The organism is Arthrobacter sp. BF1 (genome assembly GCF_056680215.1).
Window position 1 is genome coordinate 2,027,776 of sequence record NZ_CM155271.1, and the last position, 16,439, is coordinate 2,044,214.

Annotated in this window: 17 protein-coding genes; 10 read left to right on the forward strand and 7 right to left on the reverse strand. The window is 65.7% G+C overall.

The window, feature by feature from the left end; all coding sequences use genetic code 11:
- Positions 1–70: 70 nt before the first annotated feature.
- The gene (locus AC1MCD_RS09510; RefSeq protein WP_498677949.1) at positions 71–502 is read left to right on the forward strand and encodes a VOC family protein; all 432 of its coding nucleotides are present in this window, start codon (positions 71–73) and stop codon (positions 500–502) included.
- 82 nt (positions 503–584) lie between these two features.
- On the opposite strand, the gene AC1MCD_RS09515 is transcribed toward AC1MCD_RS09510, so the two are convergent.
- The 6 genes from AC1MCD_RS09515 to AC1MCD_RS09540 form a co-directional block, all read right to left on the reverse strand.
- Positions 585–980, reverse strand: coding sequence for a hypothetical protein (locus tag AC1MCD_RS09515; RefSeq protein WP_498677951.1), 396 nt, complete (start codon positions 978–980; stop codon positions 585–587).
- A 24-nt stretch (positions 981–1,004) separates the two neighbouring features.
- Positions 1,005–1,298: a hypothetical protein gene (locus AC1MCD_RS09520; protein ID WP_498677953.1), complete on the reverse strand. Its 294-nt coding sequence runs from the start codon at positions 1,296–1,298 to the stop codon at positions 1,005–1,007.
- A 155-nt stretch (positions 1,299–1,453) separates the two neighbouring features.
- Entirely contained in the window at positions 1,454–2,212 is a 759-nt protein-coding gene (locus tag AC1MCD_RS09525; RefSeq protein ID WP_498677954.1) for a maleylpyruvate isomerase family mycothiol-dependent enzyme, read from the reverse strand.
- Entirely contained in the window at positions 2,212–3,048 is an 837-nt protein-coding gene (locus tag AC1MCD_RS09530) for a fumarylacetoacetate hydrolase family protein (RefSeq protein ID WP_498677956.1), read from the reverse strand. The genes AC1MCD_RS09525 and AC1MCD_RS09530 overlap by 1 nt, the downstream gene beginning before the upstream one ends.
- Complete coding sequence (locus tag AC1MCD_RS09535; RefSeq protein ID WP_498677959.1) at positions 3,045–4,190, reverse strand: cupin domain-containing protein; 1,146 nt, start codon at positions 4,188–4,190, stop codon at positions 3,045–3,047. The genes AC1MCD_RS09530 and AC1MCD_RS09535 overlap by 4 nt, the downstream gene beginning before the upstream one ends.
- Before the next feature lie 117 nt (positions 4,191–4,307).
- Positions 4,308–5,090, reverse strand: coding sequence for an IclR family transcriptional regulator (locus AC1MCD_RS09540; protein WP_498678262.1), 783 nt, complete (start codon positions 5,088–5,090; stop codon positions 4,308–4,310).
- A gap of 111 nt (positions 5,091–5,201) precedes the next feature.
- Here AC1MCD_RS09540 and AC1MCD_RS09545 point away from each other — a divergent pair, with 111 nt between their 5' ends.
- The 6 genes from AC1MCD_RS09545 to AC1MCD_RS09570 all read left to right on the forward strand — a co-directional run bounded on the left by AC1MCD_RS09545 (position 5,202) and on the right by AC1MCD_RS09570 (position 10,757).
- Positions 5,202–6,539, forward strand: coding sequence for an MFS transporter (locus tag AC1MCD_RS09545; protein ID WP_498677961.1), 1,338 nt, complete (start codon positions 5,202–5,204; stop codon positions 6,537–6,539).
- Complete coding sequence (locus tag AC1MCD_RS09550) at positions 6,532–7,782, forward strand: FAD-dependent oxidoreductase (RefSeq protein ID WP_498677962.1); 1,251 nt, start codon at positions 6,532–6,534, stop codon at positions 7,780–7,782. The genes AC1MCD_RS09545 and AC1MCD_RS09550 overlap by 8 nt, the downstream gene beginning before the upstream one ends.
- Before the next feature lie 172 nt (positions 7,783–7,954).
- Positions 7,955–8,479 (forward strand): HAD domain-containing protein, encoded by a 525-nt coding sequence (locus tag AC1MCD_RS09555; RefSeq protein ID WP_498677964.1) that lies wholly within the window; start codon positions 7,955–7,957, stop codon positions 8,477–8,479.
- A 154-nt stretch (positions 8,480–8,633) separates the two neighbouring features.
- Complete coding sequence (locus AC1MCD_RS09560; protein ID WP_498677966.1) at positions 8,634–9,935, forward strand: inorganic phosphate transporter; 1,302 nt, start codon at positions 8,634–8,636, stop codon at positions 9,933–9,935.
- On the forward strand, positions 9,932–10,153 hold the full coding sequence (locus tag AC1MCD_RS09565) for a hypothetical protein (protein ID WP_498677968.1): 222 nt from the start codon (positions 9,932–9,934) through the stop codon (positions 10,151–10,153). Before AC1MCD_RS09560 ends, AC1MCD_RS09565 begins: the two co-directional genes overlap by 4 nt.
- A gap of 43 nt (positions 10,154–10,196) precedes the next feature.
- A complete protein-coding gene (locus tag AC1MCD_RS09570) occupies positions 10,197–10,757 on the forward strand; it encodes a dihydrofolate reductase family protein (protein ID WP_498677970.1) in 561 nt (186 codons plus the stop codon).
- Here AC1MCD_RS09570 and AC1MCD_RS09575 read toward each other — a convergent pair.
- Complete coding sequence (locus AC1MCD_RS09575; RefSeq protein WP_498677972.1) at positions 10,746–11,219, reverse strand: hotdog fold thioesterase; 474 nt, start codon at positions 11,217–11,219, stop codon at positions 10,746–10,748. The genes AC1MCD_RS09570 and AC1MCD_RS09575 overlap by 12 nt on opposite strands.
- A gap of 196 nt (positions 11,220–11,415) precedes the next feature.
- Here AC1MCD_RS09575 and polA point away from each other — a divergent pair, with 196 nt between their 5' ends.
- From polA to AC1MCD_RS09590, 3 genes are all read left to right on the forward strand, one after another.
- Positions 11,416–14,058, forward strand: coding sequence for a DNA polymerase I (polA, locus tag AC1MCD_RS09580; protein WP_498678264.1), 2,643 nt, complete (start codon positions 11,416–11,418; stop codon positions 14,056–14,058).
- 93 nt (positions 14,059–14,151) lie between these two features.
- Positions 14,152–15,435, forward strand: coding sequence for a GNAT family N-acetyltransferase (locus AC1MCD_RS09585; RefSeq protein WP_498678265.1), 1,284 nt, complete (start codon positions 14,152–14,154; stop codon positions 15,433–15,435).
- A gap of 28 nt (positions 15,436–15,463) precedes the next feature.
- Complete coding sequence (locus tag AC1MCD_RS09590; RefSeq protein ID WP_498677975.1) at positions 15,464–16,402, forward strand: polysaccharide deacetylase family protein; 939 nt, start codon at positions 15,464–15,466, stop codon at positions 16,400–16,402.
- Positions 16,403–16,439: the final 37 nt, after the last annotated feature.

The window sequence follows — 16,439 nt, forward strand, 5'->3', positions numbered from 1 at the left end:
GCGGCCGGAATTGCGGCAGGATGGGGACTGTTCCAACACCCTTCTGTCCACTCTGCAAGGAGAACCGGCCATGCCCACGACCCTCAATCCTTACCTTGGTTTCCGCAACAACGCCCGGGAGGCCATGACCTTCTATCACTCTGTCTTCGGCGGCGACTTGGCCCTCAGCACCTTCGGGGAATTCCATGCAAGCGAAGATCCTGCCGAAAAAGACAAAATCATGCACGGCATGCTGACCACCACCGGCGGCCTGGTCCTGATGGGGGCTGACACTCCCAACAGCATGGACTACTCGCCCGGCAGCACCATTTCGGTCTCGCTCAGCGGCGATGACGAAGCTGAACTGCGCGGCTACTGGGACAAACTGGCCGGCGACGGCGGCACCGTGACCGTACCGCTGGAGCCTGCGCCCTGGGGCGACGTCTTCGGCATGTGCACTGACCGGTTCGGCACTGCCTGGCTGGTCAACGTCAACGGCGCAGCTGCGGCTCCCGCGTCCTAGACGGGATGTGTTTTACCTGCCGTCAGGATCCGCACGGCGCTGAGGGTGACGAACTGGTTGGGACCTTCCCGGCCCCAATCAGTCACGTCAGCCTGGCTGGCTGCCTGTCCGGTTGACCCGCCGGGCGCCACCAGGCTCCCTCGACCGGCCACCGGCCGTCGGGAAGCATCTTTTGCCACAGGATGCCGGCCGCCTCATCAGTACGGGGATCAGCGCCCAGGCCCATCCTGGCCAGGAGAAGCAGAGCGGGGAGGATCCCGTAGTGCCAGAACTCCGGATAGCGGAGCTTGACCCAGAGGGGGTCGATGGTCCGGCCAGTCGAGGAGGCCTTGAACAGCCGGTGCTCGAGCAGCAATTCGGCCGCCCGCTCAGCGCCGGTCCGGGCCACCGGCGATCCGGTGGCCCGCCAGAACTCGTGGAGCCCCTTGGCGGCAGGCAGCGTTTCATGGAACGAGGACCGGCGGCCGCTCGCGTGCACGTCGCAATTCCAGCCGCCGTCGGGTCACTGCCACGCCGCGAGGTCGTGCGCGAGCTGGACCACCCGCGGATCTGCCGTCATGCCCAGTCGGCTGCAGACGTAGAGGGCATTGCCTTCCTGCGATGCGCAGCGGCGGGTCAGGCCGTCGATGGTCTTGATCTGGCTGCGGTGCTGATCGCTGTGCAGCCAGTCCAGCACTGTCCCCGCTGCCGGAAGCAGCAACGGAGCGTCTGCGCCCGTGGTGGGCTGCCCGCCGCACTGCCGGCTCGGGGACCCCGCGAGCCACGTGATGGCCCGGCGGACTGGCTCCTGGTCCATGATCCGAGGCTAACCGGGGATCGCTGGGGGAGTGAGGGGCTTTCGGCCCGGCCCGGCCGAATGCTTTCAAGCCCGGCCGCCTGCGGTGGGAGGGAAGGCCGGTCAACAAGTAAGGCCCCCTCGGTTGAGGGAGCCTTACTTGTCAGTACCCGGTCCTAGATCCATTTCGGAGCGGCTGGAACTGTGTCCAGGGGTGCTCCGCCTTGGGTGGCAGTGACGCCGTCGGTGCCCCTGCCGGTGGCCCACCGGGTGACTCCGGCGAGCGGGCCGGAGACCACCAGGGGAGCGTCCGTACCGGCGCTGCCGAGCTCAAGCACCGGCTGCTGGCCGGTGACCTTGACGAGCAGTCCGGTGTCGGTGCCGCGGATCTTCCACGCTCCGGTGATGTCTTTAAGGAGACGTTCGAGCACCGTGGCGGGGATGTCGTTGAAGGTGGCGCCGTTGTCCAGGTCCACGGCGTGGGTCCAGACCTCGCGGGTGCGCATCCAGACTGTTTCCTCGGCCGGGACAATCCGTCCTTGGGCGGTTTTGACCTTGTGGTGCCAGGCGTCTGCGGGAAGGTCGCGCCATTCGACGTTCAGGTGCACCGCTGAGTGGTCAAAGAGGTGCCGCAGCGCGATCGGAGGGAGGGTGGCCCCGAAATTGATTTCGTGGTCCCTGATCTGGGTGGACGCGTACATGGGTGTTTCCACCCCGGTCGCGGCCCACTCGATGAGCCGGGCGATGGCGCGGGCGTTGTAGCCGATGTGCGCGGTCACGTGGCGGCGGGTCCAGCCCGGCAGCAACGACGGGCCGTCGAGGTCCGCGTCCGTGAGCTCGTTGAGCTTCCGCGCGAAGAACGCGGTCCCGCGCCGGGCCTGCAGCAGCGATTCGAGCAGCTGCGGGTCCGTCGTTTGGTCGTGGCGTGCGACCATCAGGATTCCTTGACCACGCGGTTGTTCAGCTGGCCCAGGCCCTCGATGGTGGTGACCAGGAGCTGGCCTTCCTGCAGGTAGCGCTTCGGGTCCTGCGCGTGGCCCACGCCGCCGGGGGTGCCGGTGGCGATGACGTCGCCCGGGTTCAGCGTGATGATGGTGGAGATGTAGGAGACCAGGAATTCCGGGGTGAAGACGACGTCGTTCGTCGGCGTCTGCTGCTGGATTTCGCCGTCCACCGCGGTGGTCATGAGGCCGCCGCTGAACTCGTCCTTGGTGACCAGGGCGGGGCCGAACGGGGTGGAGTTTTCCCAGGTCTTGCCCTGGAGCCACTGGATGGTGCGGAACTGGTAGTCGCGCATGGACACGTCGTTCAGGACGGCGTAGCCGGCGATGTGGTCCGCGGCGTCGGCTTCGGAAATCCGGCGGCCCTTCTTGCCGATCACGACGGCGAGTTCGGACTCCCAGTCCACGGTGTCGGATTCCTGCGGCAGGGCCAGGTCATCGTTGGGGCCGATCAGGGATTCCTGGTACTTGGCGAACAGGGTGGGGTACTCGGGAACTTCCCGGCCCATTTCCTTGATGTGGTTGCGGTAGTTGTGGCCCACGCAGATGATCTTGCCCGGGAACGGGACAACAGCTTCGAGGTCGGCGCCTTCGAGGGGGTGCGTCGCACCGTTGGCCCCGGCGGCGATGGACTCCCACGCAGCGTCCTTCAGGAGCGCCCCGACGTCGGAGAACCCGTCAATCTCGGTCAGGGTGGTCCCGTCCTGGCGGACAGCCACGGTGCCCTTGATTCCGGTTCCGTTTTCAGTGCGGAGGGTCAGGAGTTTCATGCGTTCTTGCGTCCTTCGGTGTAGGTGCGGTTAAAGTTCAGCCGTTCAAAAATGGGGGCGTCACTGAAGCGGAACAAATCAAACTCCGTTTGAGAACCAGCGTCGGCCTGCAGGGACCATTCCTGCCATGACGGGACCACAAACAGGTCGCCCTTGGCCAGGGTCCTGACCTCGCCGTTCAGGACCACGGTGCCGGTGCCTTCGAAGACCTGCCAGACACTGGAACCGACCTCGCGGACCGGTTCGGTGGACGCGCCGGCGCGGAGGCGGTGGAACTCGGCCCGGATGGTGGGCATCACGTCCCCGCCCGTAGTCGGGTTCGAGTACCGCACCGCGGCGTGGCCCTGGGAGACGGTGGCAGGGTGGCCCTCGTCCTCAAGCAGGAGCTGTTCGCGCAGCGCGGCGTCGGTGTACTTCCACCGGTATGCGGCGATCGGGGAGCTGGTGGTGTTATCCAGGCCGGAGAGCGGGCGCAGGCCGGGGTGGGCCCAGAGCCGCTCGGACCGGGAAATGTCCGGGGTCGCTTCGTCGGTGACGCGCTCGGTGCCGAACTCGAAGAAACCGGCGTCGGCGTAGTGCACGAACGGGATGTCCAGGCCATCGATCCAGGCCATCGGCTCGTCGGTGTCGTTGTGGTGGCCGTGGAAGTTCCAGCCCGGGGTCAGCAGGAAATCCCCGCGGGACATCCGCACCGGGTCCCCGTTCACCACGGTCCAAACACCCTCGCCCTCGACCACGAAACGGAAAGCATTCTGGGAATGGCGGTGCTCCGGGGCCGTCTCGCGGCCACCCAGGTACTGGATCGCAGCCCACAACGTCGGGGTCGCATACGGGGTCCCGGCCAGGCCCGGGTTGGCCAGGGCGATCGCGCGGCGTTCCCCGCCCCGGCCCACCGGCACCAGGTCACCGGCACGTTCGGCCAGCGGGTACAGATCACTCCAACGCCACACATGCGGCACAGCCTTCGGCGACGGGACCATGGGCATCAGATCCGCGATTTCGGTCCACAACGGAACCAGGTTCTCGGTCTCGAAATCCGCGTACAGCTTCTCCAGCTGGGCAGCCTCTTCAGGCGTCGGCTCCGGCAAGGCGTGCCTTGCGGCCACTGATTCATGGGTCGTGTTCTCGGCGCTGATGGACACGTCGGCCTCCTTTAAGGTCAAACACTAATTCTGCGTAGTCAGACTCTACGGATACGGACGTGTGACTCCCAACATATTCTGCCAGTCAGAATTACGGCCGCAGGGTCTGCGCTTGCGTCAGTCCGGATCGGCCGGATTGGCGGCAATGTCGATCTCCAGCTGCCGGCACGTTTCCCGCAGTGCCGGGACGAGGCCAGCGTCGAAAACCTTACGGAAGCGCGTGGCGGGAGTGGCCACGCTGAGTGCACCGACCACGTTCCCGTGCCGGTTGTGCAGCGCCATCCCCAAGGCGCTCACGCCCTCCTCGGTGCCTTCGAAATTGGCGGCGAAGCCGTTGCTGCGGATGGACTCGAGCTCCCGCAGAAATGCCGGGTAGTCCTCGGCAGGGATGGTGTCGCCGCCGATCTCCGCGTTGTGGCTGCGGAAGAGCTGTTCAATCATCTGGGGTTCGAGCTCCGCGAGCATGACCTTCCCGCCGGAGGTCTTGTCGGCCGGCATCACCGTTCCCTGCCGGTCGCCAATCCGCAACACGTTGTTCCCCTCCACGGTGGCCAGGAAGCGCACTTTTGTTCCCACGCGCACCATGAGGTTGACCGTCTCGTTGAGGCGGGAGGAGAGCAGTTCCATGTGCGGCTGGGCAAGCGTGCGGAGCAGCCGGGTCCAGCTCAGCCCGGCCGGACCAACCCCCATGGCGGGGCCGGGAACGTACCGGCGGGTTTCATCCTGGATCGCAAAACCCCTGTAGACCAGCATCGCCAGCAGGCGGTGGGCAGTGGACGGCGCGACACCCAGCTCCGCGGCGGCGTCCTTGAGGCGCAAGCTCCCGCCGTCGCGCAGCAGCTGCAGCAGCAGCAAAGCATTGTCGACCGCCTCGATGGAGTACGTGGGCCGCTTCTGCATTGGCTTTCGGGCTGACCTGGCTGCCGGGCTGGCTGCTGACCGTGAAGGGGTGTTGTTCTGCACATCAGAATTGTATTGTGGTTCACCTTCAGCTGCCATGACAGTAGTGGGATGAATCACACACTTCCCGCTGCAGTGCCGCAACGGCCATCGCCGGGGGCTGCCGGCCTCGCTGCCGCCGACGGTCCTGGCACGCGGTTCTCCAAAGGTTCGGCCGCGGCCGTCCTCGTCTGTTGGCTTCTGGTGGTCTTCGATGGGTACGACCTCATCGTGTACGGCACCGTCCAGTCCTCGCTCATCGCCGAAACCGGCTGGGGCCTGACCAAGGCCACGGCCGGAACGATCGGCTCCATGGCCTTCGTCGGCATGATGATCGGGGCGATCTTCGCCGGCCGCATGGCCGACTCGTGGGGCCGCCGCCGCACCATCCTCGGCTGCGCTGTCGTCTTCTCCGTCTTCACTGTGCTCTGTGCGTTCGCTCCCAATGCGGCCATCTTCGGCGTCCTCCGGCTCCTGGCCGGCATCGGACTCGGTGGACTGGTGCCTTCCGCGAACGCCCTGGTTGCAGAGCTTGTCCCGGCCAAATGGCGGTCCATCATCGCCACCCTGATGATGTCCGGTGTCCCGATCGGCGGATCCATCGCTGCCCTCGTGGGGATCCAGCTCATTCCCGCCTTTGGCTGGCAATCGATGTTCCTCGTGGCCGTACTGGCCCTGCTGATCGTGGTGCCGCTGGGGCTGAAGTACCTTCCTGAGACCCTGGCCCCGGCCAGCGCAACGGAGAAGGCTGCCCGCAAGGCGGCCGGCCCGGACAATGCACGCCAGCAGCCGGCCGGCTTCTCCTCCCTGCTCCGCGCCCCCTACCTGGGCATCAGCCTGCTGTTCGCGGTTGCAACCATCGCCACCTTGTTTGCCTGGTACGGGTTGGGCACCTGGCTGCCGAACCTGATGCAGCTTGCCGGCTACAACCTGGGTTCTGCACTGACGTTCGCCCTGGCGCTGAACCTCGGTGCGGTGGCCGGTTCGGTGATCACCGCCTGGGCCGGAACGCGGTTCGGGCCGGTACCCACCGCCATCGCGGCAGCCGCCGTCGCCGCCGCCGCGCTGCTGGTCCTGGTCACGGGGCCGCCAGTCGCCGTCGTGTATCTCATGCTGGTCCTCGCCGGCGTCGGAACGCACGGCACGCAGTGCCTCATCATCGCCGCCGTCGCTAGCCACTATCCCGGACACCTCCGGGGAACGGCGCTTGGCTGGGCACTCGGGACCGGCCGCATCGGTGCCGTTGCAGCTCCCCAGATCGGCGGCCTCCTGCTGGCTGCCGGGCTGGGCGTCAATTCCAACTTCCTGGCCTTCGCCGGTGCAGCCGCCATCGCGGCGGTCCTGCTGGCCGCCGTCGGCATCAACCTCAAGTCAAAACTCGCAACATCTCAAGGAGTAAACAATGTCTGAGCACGCCACATCCACTGATGTCCTGGTCATCGGCGGAGGAATGGCCGGGCTGGCCGGTGCCCTCGCGCTGCGTGAAAACGGCGCCGAGGTGACCCTGGTGGAGAGGGCCCCTGAATTCGGTGAGGTGGGCGCCGGGCTGCAGATGGCCCCCAACGCTTCCCGGGTTCTTCAGCGCTGGGGCCTCTTGGAGAAGGCCCTTGAGATCGGTGTCCAGCCCAAGCACCTGGTGTTCCGCGATGCAGTCACCGGCGAGGAACTCACCCGCCAGACCCTCGGCGGCGAATTTGCTGAGCGCTATGGCGCCCCCTACGTCGTCATCCACCGTAGCGACCTGCACCGTGTCCTGCTGGAGGGCTGCGAGGCTGCGGGCGTCAAGCTCGTCAACGACGTCATGGTCGAAAGCGTTGAAACCGTGAACGGCCGCGGCGTGGCGCACACCGCCGCAGGCGTGGACTACGAAGCTGACGTGGTGATCGGCGCCGACGGTCTCCGGTCCACCCTGCGCCCGCTCGTGGCCAATGACGAGCCCGTCTCGTCGGCCTATGTCGCCTACCGCGGCACCGTGCCGATCACCGAGAACACCCCCAAGGCTGACCTTGAAGATGTCATCGTCTACCTCGGACCGGACTGCCACCTCGTGCAGTACCCGCTGCGCAAGGGCGAACTGCTGAACACCGTTGCCGTCTTCAAGTCCCCGTCCTTCGAGGCTGGCGTTGAGCAGTACGGTGGGGTGGACGAGCTTGAGGCAGCCTACAAGGACTGCGTTCCGGCCGTTCAGAAAGCGCTCAAGAACCTGGCCACGGGCATCCGCTGGCCCATGTACGACCGCGACCCCATCGAGAACTGGGTCGCCGGCCGTATGGTGCTGATGGGTGACGCCGCGCACCCGATGTTGCAGTACCTCGCCCAGGGTGCCTGCCAGGCCCTCGAGGATGCTGCCGTGCTGCAGGACGCCACCAACGGAACGGTCTTTACCGCCGAAGGCGTCAACCCCGAGGCCTGGGACACGGCCATCAAGGAATTCAACGGCATCCGTGCCGGCCGCACCGCCCGGGTCCAGCGGACCGCGCGCGTCTGGGGCGAGTCCTGGCACGTTTCCGGCCTGGCCCGGACGCTGCGGAACCTGCTGTTCAAGAGCCGCAAGGACGGGGATTTCCAGTACAACGACTGGCTGTACGGCCAGGACCAGCCCGGCTCTCCGGAGCGCCGCGAGGCTTCCCGGCCGGCGACGGCCTCTGTCTGAGCTGAGTTGCTCCAGCTGACCTGAGCTCCAATCCAGCCGGGCCGGCCGGAAGGCCATGAGTCCTTGAGAAGGGGCTGCACGCAATGCGACCATTGATGCGTGCAGCCCCTCCTGCATTTAAGGGCCGGTCAGGAATCTGACGGCTGGCCCGGAACAGCGGTAAGGGGCTTTGATGAAGGGGATCCCTGTGCTGAATGTCGCCCTGTATTTGGACGTCGACGGCGTCGTGTGCCCGTTTGGCGCGACCGGCACCACCCCGTGGGGTAGCGAATGGCGCCTCGCGAACGCCGGCATGCTCGAAGTTGCGTACGCCGGGGAGTTGGTTGCCGGACTAAACGGCCTTGCCCGGCTTCCGGGCCTGCGCTGCGTCTGGTTGACCAGCTGGGAGGACATGGCTCCCCACTACCTCTGTCCGGCTATCGGCCTGGCCGGCGGCCGCTGGCCCTGGCTCGCATTAGAGGGGGCCGGCGCGGGGGAGGGCTGGTGGAAACTTGCTGCCCTTCAGGAAGATGTTGCCGCTACCACCCCGAACGGGATCGTGTGGATTGATGACCAGTTGCGGTATGAGCAGGATGCCCAGGACTGGGCGGCCATCCTGGGCGCGCGCATCCTTGCCATCTCGCCCGATCCGCGCCGCGGAATTTCGCCCGCCGAGTTGAACGCCATCAGCGCCTTCGTCGCGGAGCCCGTGTTTTGACGTCCTGCCGCGGGCGCGTACGATCGGTAGGGTTTCAAGCCGGTCCTGTTAACACCGCGAGTCACTCCACGTGAACTTCAGGTGAATTATGCTGTGCAGGGCAGGCGGGGGTTAAGGAACTGCTGAACGTCGAACTCTGCAGATTGGGCAACAGGTGGATATCACCTTAATGGTGGCGCTGGTCATCGGACTGGCACTATTTTTCGACTTCACGAACGGCTTCCATGACACCGCCAACGCGATGGCCACGCCCATCGCCACCGGTGCCATTAAACCGAAGACCGCCGTGACTCTGGCCGCAATCCTGAACCTGGTGGGAGCTTTCCTGTCAACGGAAGTTGCCAAGACGGTTTCCGGCGGCATCATCAGGGAAGGATCCGACGGCGTCCTCATCACCCCGGACATCATCTTTGCCGGCCTGATGGGTGCCATTCTGTGGAACATGATCACCTGGCTAAAGGGCCTGCCGTCGAGTTCTTCCCACGCGCTGTTCGGCGGACTCATCGGCGCGGCCATTGCCGGGATCGGCTTCCATTCCGTGAATCTGGAGACCCTCCTTCAGAAGGTCATCCTGCCGGCCGTTTTCGCCCCGCTGATTGCCGGGATTGTTGCCTACATCTGCACCAGGCTCGCTTACGCACTGACGGCCCGCCATGACCCCGAAACCGGCAGCAAGCTCACCCAGAAGCGCGGCGGTTTCCGCACCGGCCAGATCTTCACATCCAGCCTCGTTGCCCTGGCCCACGGCACCAACGACGCACAGAAGACGATGGGCATCATCACCCTGGTGCTGATTTCCGCCGGCACGCAGGCTCCGGGTTCCGGCCCGCAGCTATGGGTCATCGCAGCCTGCGCCCTGGCGATCGCCGTTGGCACCTATGCCGGCGGCTGGCGCATCATCCGGACCATGGGCTCAGGCCTCACCGAGGTCAAGCCGGCCCAGGGCTTCGCAGCCGAGACCAGCACCGCCTCCGCCATCCTGGCATCCTCGCACCTGGGCTTCGCCCTCTCCACCACGCAGGTGGCCTCGGGTTCCGTCATCGGCTCGGGGATGGGACGCAGGGGCACAACCGTGCGCTGGAACATGGTGGGCAAGATCGCCCTCGGCTGGCTGTTCACCCTGCCGGCCGCGGGCATCGTGGGTGCGCTGACGGCACTGCTCGTCAAGACCGGGGTGGTGGGCCTCGTGATCGCCGCCGTCGCAGGCACAGCCGCCGTGATGTTTATGTTCGTCTATTCCCGCAAGTCCCATGTGAGCCACCACAACGCAGTGGAGGTCGAGGAGGCAGGGCAGGCGGTCCGGTTCGCCAAGAAGAAAGCGCTGGCCCGTGCACGCGCCAAGGCCAAGACCAAGGCCAAGACAAAGTCGGAGACCACGGCCACGCCAACGCACACGCCAACGCCCACGCCGCCGGCCCCGGCGGACGTGAACCAGCAGAAGGATACTCAGCGATGAAGTGGTTGGAACTCCTGACCGTGGGCGGCGCCACCCTCGTGGCTGCCGTGACCGTGGTGGTCCTGTATTCGCTGGGCGTCCGGCTGACGGCCATTGCCGGAGACGCCCGGCAGGGCTCACCCCGCAGTAAGCGCGCCTTCGCAAACATCTGCTTCGGGCTCTGCGGTGTGGCCGTCCTGTTCGGCCTGTACCTGATCATCCCGTACTTCAGCAGCTAAGGGTTCCTTAGCAACTCTGCGCCGGCACGGCTACCCTAGGTCCATGTCCAGGATCCAGTATTTTGTCGCGGCCTCAATCGACGGCTTCATCGCCACAGCCAAGGATGACCTCGCCTGGCTGCTTGAGTTTGACGGTTTTGAGGGCGGCAAGGAAAGCTACGAGTCCTTTATGGACGAGGTCGGCTGCATTGTGATGGGCGGGGAGACGTTCGCCTGGCTGATGGAGCATGAGCCGGACAACTGGCCATACTCCGCCACGCCCTGCTACATCTTCACCCACCATGAATTCGCGCCACCGCCGGGTTCGGACGTGACGTTCGTGCGCGGCCCGGTGCAGGAGTTCATCGCTGACTTCATCTCCGACGCCGGCACCAAGAACGTCTGGGTGGTGGGCGGCGGCAACCTCGCCGCGCAGTTCGCTGCCGCCGGGCGCCTCGATGACATCATCCTGTCCGTCATCCCCGTGGTGCTGGGTGACGGTAAGCGCCTGCTGCCTGTGGAAGGCCCGACGCCGCCGCTCGAGTTGACGGCGTCCCGCACCCTGGGCCGGGGGATTGTGGAGCTCCGCTACAGTTTTGGCTCCCGGGAGCGGTCAGCCGTCTGACGGCGTGTTGTCCCGCAGCATGTTGGTGATGCGGGCCGTCGAGAGGCGCCGGCCCTGTTCGTCGGTCATCACAATCTCATGCGTGGTCAGAGTCCGGCCCAGGTGGATGGCGGTGCAGGTGCCTGTCACGGTGCCTGCCGCAATCGAGCGGTGGTGGGTGGCGCTGACTTCGATGCCCAGGGCATGCCGCCCCGCTCCCGCGTGCATTCCGGCGGAGAATGAACCCAGCGTTTCAGCAAGGACCACGTGGGCGCCGCCGTGCAGGATGCCAGCCACCTGCGTGTTGCCGTCCACCGGCATGGTGGCCACGGTCAGTTCCGGGCTCATCTCCAGGAAGTGGATCCCCATCTTGACCACCAGGGCGCCGATGCCGAACGGGCCAAGCCAGTCATGAAGGTGCTCCGGGACGCCCGCTGTGACTAATTCCTCAGTGAAGGGGCCGGGCGTGAAATTGTCCATCATGGGAACTAGGCTGGCACCTGTGAGTGAAACTACCAAACCGGCCCCTTTCCCGTCTGAAACCGCTGTGCTTGACGCAGACGCCGCCCTGCAGGGCATCAGCGTCCCGCCGTCGGCCGAGGGCCGGGTTTCCGCCACCGAAGCTCCCGTCATCCCCCTGACCGACCAGCCGCGCCTGCTGGTGCTGGACGGGCACTCGATGGCCTTCCGTGCGTTCTTCGCCCTCCCGGCGGACAAATTCTCCACCGCCAACGGCCAGCACACCAACGCGATCCACGGCTTCACGTCCATGCTGATCAACCTGATCAAGGAACAAAAGCCCACCCACGTCGCCGTCGCCTTCGATGTTTCGGATGAAACCACTCACCGCAAAGCCGAATACAGCGAATACAAGGGCGGCCGCAACGAAACGCCGCGCGAAATGAGCGGCCAGATCGACCTGATTGACAAGGTCATGCAGGCCTGGGGCATCACCACCATCAAGATGCCCGGCTACGAAGCTGACGACATCCTGGCCACCCTTGCCGCCATGGGTGAAAAGGCCGGCTACGAGGTGCTCCTGGTTTCAGGCGACCGTGACGCCTTCCAGCTCATCACCGAGAACGTCTTTGTGCTTTACCCGCGGAAGGGCGTCAGCGACATCCCGCGCATGGACGCGGCGGCCATCCAGGAAAAGTACTTCGTGACCCCGCCGCAGTACTCGGACCTCGCCGCGCTCGTGGGGGAGACTGCCGATAACCTCCCCGGCGTCCCTGGAGTCGGGCCCAAGACCGCGGCAAAGTGGATCAACCTGTACGGCGGCCTCGAAGGCGTCCTTGAAAACCTGGACGCCATTGGTGGCAAGGTCGGCGTTTCCCTCCGCGAGAACGTCGAGGACGTCAAGCGCAACCGGCGCCTCAACAGGCTGCACACGGATCTGGAGCTTCCGGTGACGCTGGAGGACCTCGCGGACCCGCGGCCGGACGAAGCCGCTCTTGAGCAGCTGTTCGACGAGCTTGAGTTCAAGACCATTCGTGCCCGGTTGTTCGCCCTCTACGGCACCAAGGACCTGGAACCGGCCGAACGGGAAAGTGTGGACATCCCGGAGTATGTGACACCCGCCGGCGCAGCCGAACTCGGGGACTTCCTGGCCGCCGGAGCCGGGAAACGCTCGGCAGTCGCCGTCGACCTCGTGCCGGGCCGGATCGGCGAGGACGCCGCAGCCGTCGCCATCGTGCGTGACCACGCGGCCGTTTATATCGACTTGGCGGCCCAGGACGCTGAAGCCGAAAACATCCTGGCGGACTGGCTGCGGGATCCTGCCTCTCCGAAGGTCATGCACGGCTACAAAGCCGCCCTGAAAGCCCTCTCGAGCCGCGGCCTTGGCTTGGAAGGCGTGGTGGATGACACCTCAATTTCCGGGTATCTGATCCAGCCTGACCGCCGGACTTATGAGTTGGCCGAACTGGCCCAGCACCACCTCAACGTCAGCATCTCGGCCGAGACGTCCAAGGCGGGCCAGCTTGAGCTGGCGTTCGACGGCGATGACGCCGCAGCTGCGGACGCCCTGGTTCAGGTGGCGGCAGTTGTGCAGGCCCTCAGCCGGCACTTCGAATCGGAACTGATCGAGCGGAAGGCGGGTGACCTCCTCACCACGCTCGAGCTGCCCGTCAGTCGCGTTCTTGCCGACATGGAGACCGCCGGAATCGCCGTCGACATGCAGCGCATGGACGAGCAGCTCGCTGACCTGTCCAAGGTCATCGACAACGCCCAGGAGCTGGCCTTCGCCGCCATCGGCCACGAGGTCAACCTCGGATCGCCCAAGCAACTTCAGACGGTGCTTTTCGACGAGCTTCAGCTGCCCAAGACCAAGAAGATCAAGTCCGGGTACACCACCGACGCCGCCTCGCTGAAGAACCTGCTGGAGAAGACCGGCCACGAATTCCTGGTCCAGCTGATGGCGCACCGGGAGTCCTCGAAGCTGCGCCAGATGCTGGAGTCGCTCAAGAAGTCCGTGACGGAAGACGGCCGGATCCACACTACCTACGCGCAGAATGTCGCTGCGACCGGCAGGATCTCCTCCAATAACCCCAACCTGCAGAACATCCCCATCCGCAGCGAGGAGGGCCGGCGCGTCCGCGGCATCTTCGTGGTCAGCGATGGTTATGAGTGCCTTCTGTCCGCGGATTACTCGCAGATCGAAATGCGCATCATGGCCCACCTGTCCGGGGATGCCGGCCTGATCCAGGCGTACAGGGACGGCGAAGACCTCCACCGTTTTGTTGGCTCCAACATCTTCCACGTGCCCACGGACCAGGTCACCAGTGCCATGCGCTCCAAGGTCAAGGCCATGTCCTACGGGCTCGCGTACGGTCTGACCTCCTTCGGGCTGTCAAAGCAGCTGGAAATTTCCGTGGACGAGGCCCGCACGCTCATGAAGGACTACTTCGACCGGTTCGGCGCCGTGCGCGACTACCTCCGCGGTGTGGTGGACCAGGCCCGCATTGACGGCTACACGGCCACCATCGAAGGCCGGCGCCGTTACCTCCCGGACCTCACCAGCACGGACCGGCAGCTGCGCGAAAACGCTGAGCGCATCGCGCTGAACTCTCCCATCCAGGGCTCCGCCGCGGACATCATCAAGCGCGCCATGCTGGGAGTGCAGGCTGAACTTGCCGCCCAGGGCCTCAAATCGCGGATGCTCCTGCAGGTCCACGACGAACTGGTACTGGAAGTCGCGGCCGGGGAACGGGAAGCGGTGGAGAAGCTCGTCACCGAACAAATGGGGTCTGCAGCTGACCTCAGCGTCCCGCTGGACGTGCAGATCGGCGTCGGACCCAGCTGGTACGACGCCGGCCACTAGCACCGGGAGGGCGGGGCGCAGCGGGGGAGCGGTCGGCGTGTTGCTGCTGGCCAGGCGCCGGATTCATTGGTTAGGCTCGGCGTTGTGGCTGAACTGAGTGATGACTATGAAATCCGGCGCTTCGAACCGGCGGCCAAGGACCACCCCGCCTACCCCGCGGCTGTTACGTGGATGCGCGCCGTAGCCTTCGGATTCCACGATGCCCGCCGCAGCGACGAACGCGTGGACCGGGGCATCGAAATGCAGCGCGCGGACGGGCGCGTCATGACCGGCGCCTACCAGCGCGGACCCGTAGCCAGCCACTCACTCGGCGCCGACGTCCCCGTCGCGACCTTCGGGACCATGGACAAGACGCTGAACATCGGTTTCGGGTGCCTGCTGGATACCCGGCTGGTCACCGCCGTGACGGTGCGGACCTCGCACCGCCGGCGGGGGTTGCTGCGCCGCATGATGTCCGAAGAACTGGAACTGGCGCGCCGGGATGGCCTGGCGATGGCGGCCCTGACCGCCTCTGAGGCTTCCATCTACCGCCGTTTCGGCTACGGCGTAGCAACCTCGGAACAATCCATCAAGGTGGACACCAGCGCCCGGTTCAGGGTGAACCACACCCCGGTGGGCAGGGTGGAGGTGGCTGACCCGAAGGTGCTTTTGGAGGTGGCCCCGGCGGTCTTCGAACGCCTGCACCGCCTCACCCCCGGTTCCGTTGACCGGCACGAGTTCTACCGCCAGTTCGCGTCGGGCTCCATCAGCCGCGACTCAGACGAGGACCCGAAGGTTAAGGTAGCGCTGCACTACGGCCCTGGCGGCGATGTTGACGGTTACGTCTCGTACAAGTTCGGTGGCTGGTCCAGCACGCCATACACCATGGAGGTGGTGGACCTGGTGGCGGCCACCCCGGCCGCTTACCTGGAGTTGTGGCAGTACTTAGGCGCGATCGACCTGGTTGAGCGCGTCACGTGGGAGGAAGCGCCGGTGGACGATCCGCTGCCGTGGGCACTCGAGGATCCCCGCTGTATTGATGCGTCAGAGGCCCGGGACATGCTCTGGCTCCGCATCCTGGACGTGGAGAAGGCCCTCGCGGCGCGCCACTACCCGGCGGACGGCCGGCTGGTGCTGAAAGTCCTTGACTCCCTTGGCCTCACGGCAGGAACCTTCGCCCTCGCAGCCAACGGCGGTGAGGCCGCCGTCGAACGCGTTGACGCGGAGCCGGACCTGACACTGGATGTCTCCGCGCTGTCATCAATTTATTTGGGTGCGGTCTGTCCGGTTACGCTGACGGCGGCTGGGCGGATCCGCGAACACAAGCAGGGCGCGTCGCTCCAGGCCCGTGGGTTGTTCGCGGTGGAACGCGCCGCCCACTGCCTGACCCATTTCTAGGGGCTCCTGCGTCATCGAAGGAATACCTGTGGGGGATAGCCACGCGCCGGAAATGCCCGGCCGCCGGGCTTTGTTGCTCGGAATGGCCGGTTTGGCGTCAGTGGCACTCTCGGGGTGCATGGCCACGGCGGATGCGGCGCAGCACGAGGACCTCCCAACTCCGGAGGAAACCATCCTGGTGGATCCGGCGGCACCCGCGCCCTCACGCACCGCACCGGCGGAAGCCCCCACGGATGAGCCCTACCGGCCCACGCCCCCGACGAAACAGCAGATCATTGCTGAATTCGGTTCCCGCAAACCCCGCGAGTGGGGGCTGCAGGTCACGGGTACCGTGGGCAGGTCCGCGGCCCGGGACATTGCGCTGACGCTGGATGCCTGCGGCGGCCCGGGCGGCACCGGGTGCGATCAGCAACTGCTGACGACCTTGCGGAAGCTCAATGTTCCGGCCACCCTGTTCCTCAACGAACGGTGGATCCAGGCAAACCCGGCCCTGACGGCTGAGTTGGCCCGCGACCCCATATTTGAACTCGCAAACCACGGATTCCTGCATCGTCCGCTGTCCGTCAGCGGGAAATCTGCCTATGGCATCGCCGGAACAACGGACGTAGGCCAGGTCTATGACGAGGTCATGGGGAACCAGGCTGTGCTCCAGGACATCATCGGCCACGTTCCGGCTTTCTTCCGGCCAGGAACGGCGTATTACGACGACGTTGCTGCCGCCATTACGCGCCGTATGGGCGTGGTGCCGGTAAATTTCTCGATCAATGGTGACGGCGGTGCCACGTTCGCACCGTCCACCGTGGCGGCCGAGGTCGGCAGGGCCCGGACCGGGGACATTGTGATTGCCCACTTCAACAAGCCTGGCAGCGGCACCGCCGCAGGGCTTGCCCAGACCCTGCCCCGGCTCCTGGGCCAAGGTGCAACGTTTGCAAAGCTGGGGGCGGTCCTGCATTATGACCTGCCCTGACTTTGACCCGTGTTGGCCGCTGCGACTAGAATAAGTG

Bases quoted from the DNA above. Each gene is read 5' to 3' on its own strand.
- polA (WP_498678264.1), top strand. From the start codon at position 11,416: ATGGCCTTCCGTGCGTTCTTCGCCCTCCCGGCGGACAAATTCTCCACC.
- AC1MCD_RS09530 (WP_498677956.1), bottom strand. From the start codon at position 3,048: ATGAAACTCCTGACCCTCCGCACTGAAAACGGAACCGGAATCAAGGGC.
- AC1MCD_RS09510 (WP_498677949.1), top strand. From the start codon at position 71: ATGCCCACGACCCTCAATCCTTACCTTGGTTTCCGCAACAACGCCCGG.
- AC1MCD_RS09540 (WP_498678262.1), bottom strand. From the start codon at position 5,090: ATGCAGAAGCGGCCCACGTACTCCATCGAGGCGGTCGACAATGCTTTG.
- AC1MCD_RS09555 (WP_498677964.1), top strand. From the start codon at position 7,955: ATGAAGGGGATCCCTGTGCTGAATGTCGCCCTGTATTTGGACGTCGAC.
- AC1MCD_RS09565 (WP_498677968.1), top strand. From the start codon at position 9,932: ATGAAGTGGTTGGAACTCCTGACCGTGGGCGGCGCCACCCTCGTGGCT.
- AC1MCD_RS09520 (WP_498677953.1), bottom strand. From the start codon at position 1,298: ATGGACCAGGAGCCAGTCCGCCGGGCCATCACGTGGCTCGCGGGGTCC.
- AC1MCD_RS09575 (WP_498677972.1), bottom strand. From the start codon at position 11,219: ATGATGGACAATTTCACGCCCGGCCCCTTCACTGAGGAATTAGTCACA.
- AC1MCD_RS09525 (WP_498677954.1), bottom strand. From the start codon at position 2,212: ATGGTCGCACGCCACGACCAAACGACGGACCCGCAGCTGCTCGAATCG.
- AC1MCD_RS09570 (WP_498677970.1), top strand. From the start codon at position 10,197: ATGTCCAGGATCCAGTATTTTGTCGCGGCCTCAATCGACGGCTTCATC.
- AC1MCD_RS09550 (WP_498677962.1), top strand. From the start codon at position 6,532: ATGTCTGAGCACGCCACATCCACTGATGTCCTGGTCATCGGCGGAGGA.
- AC1MCD_RS09545 (WP_498677961.1), top strand. From the start codon at position 5,202: ATGAATCACACACTTCCCGCTGCAGTGCCGCAACGGCCATCGCCGGGG.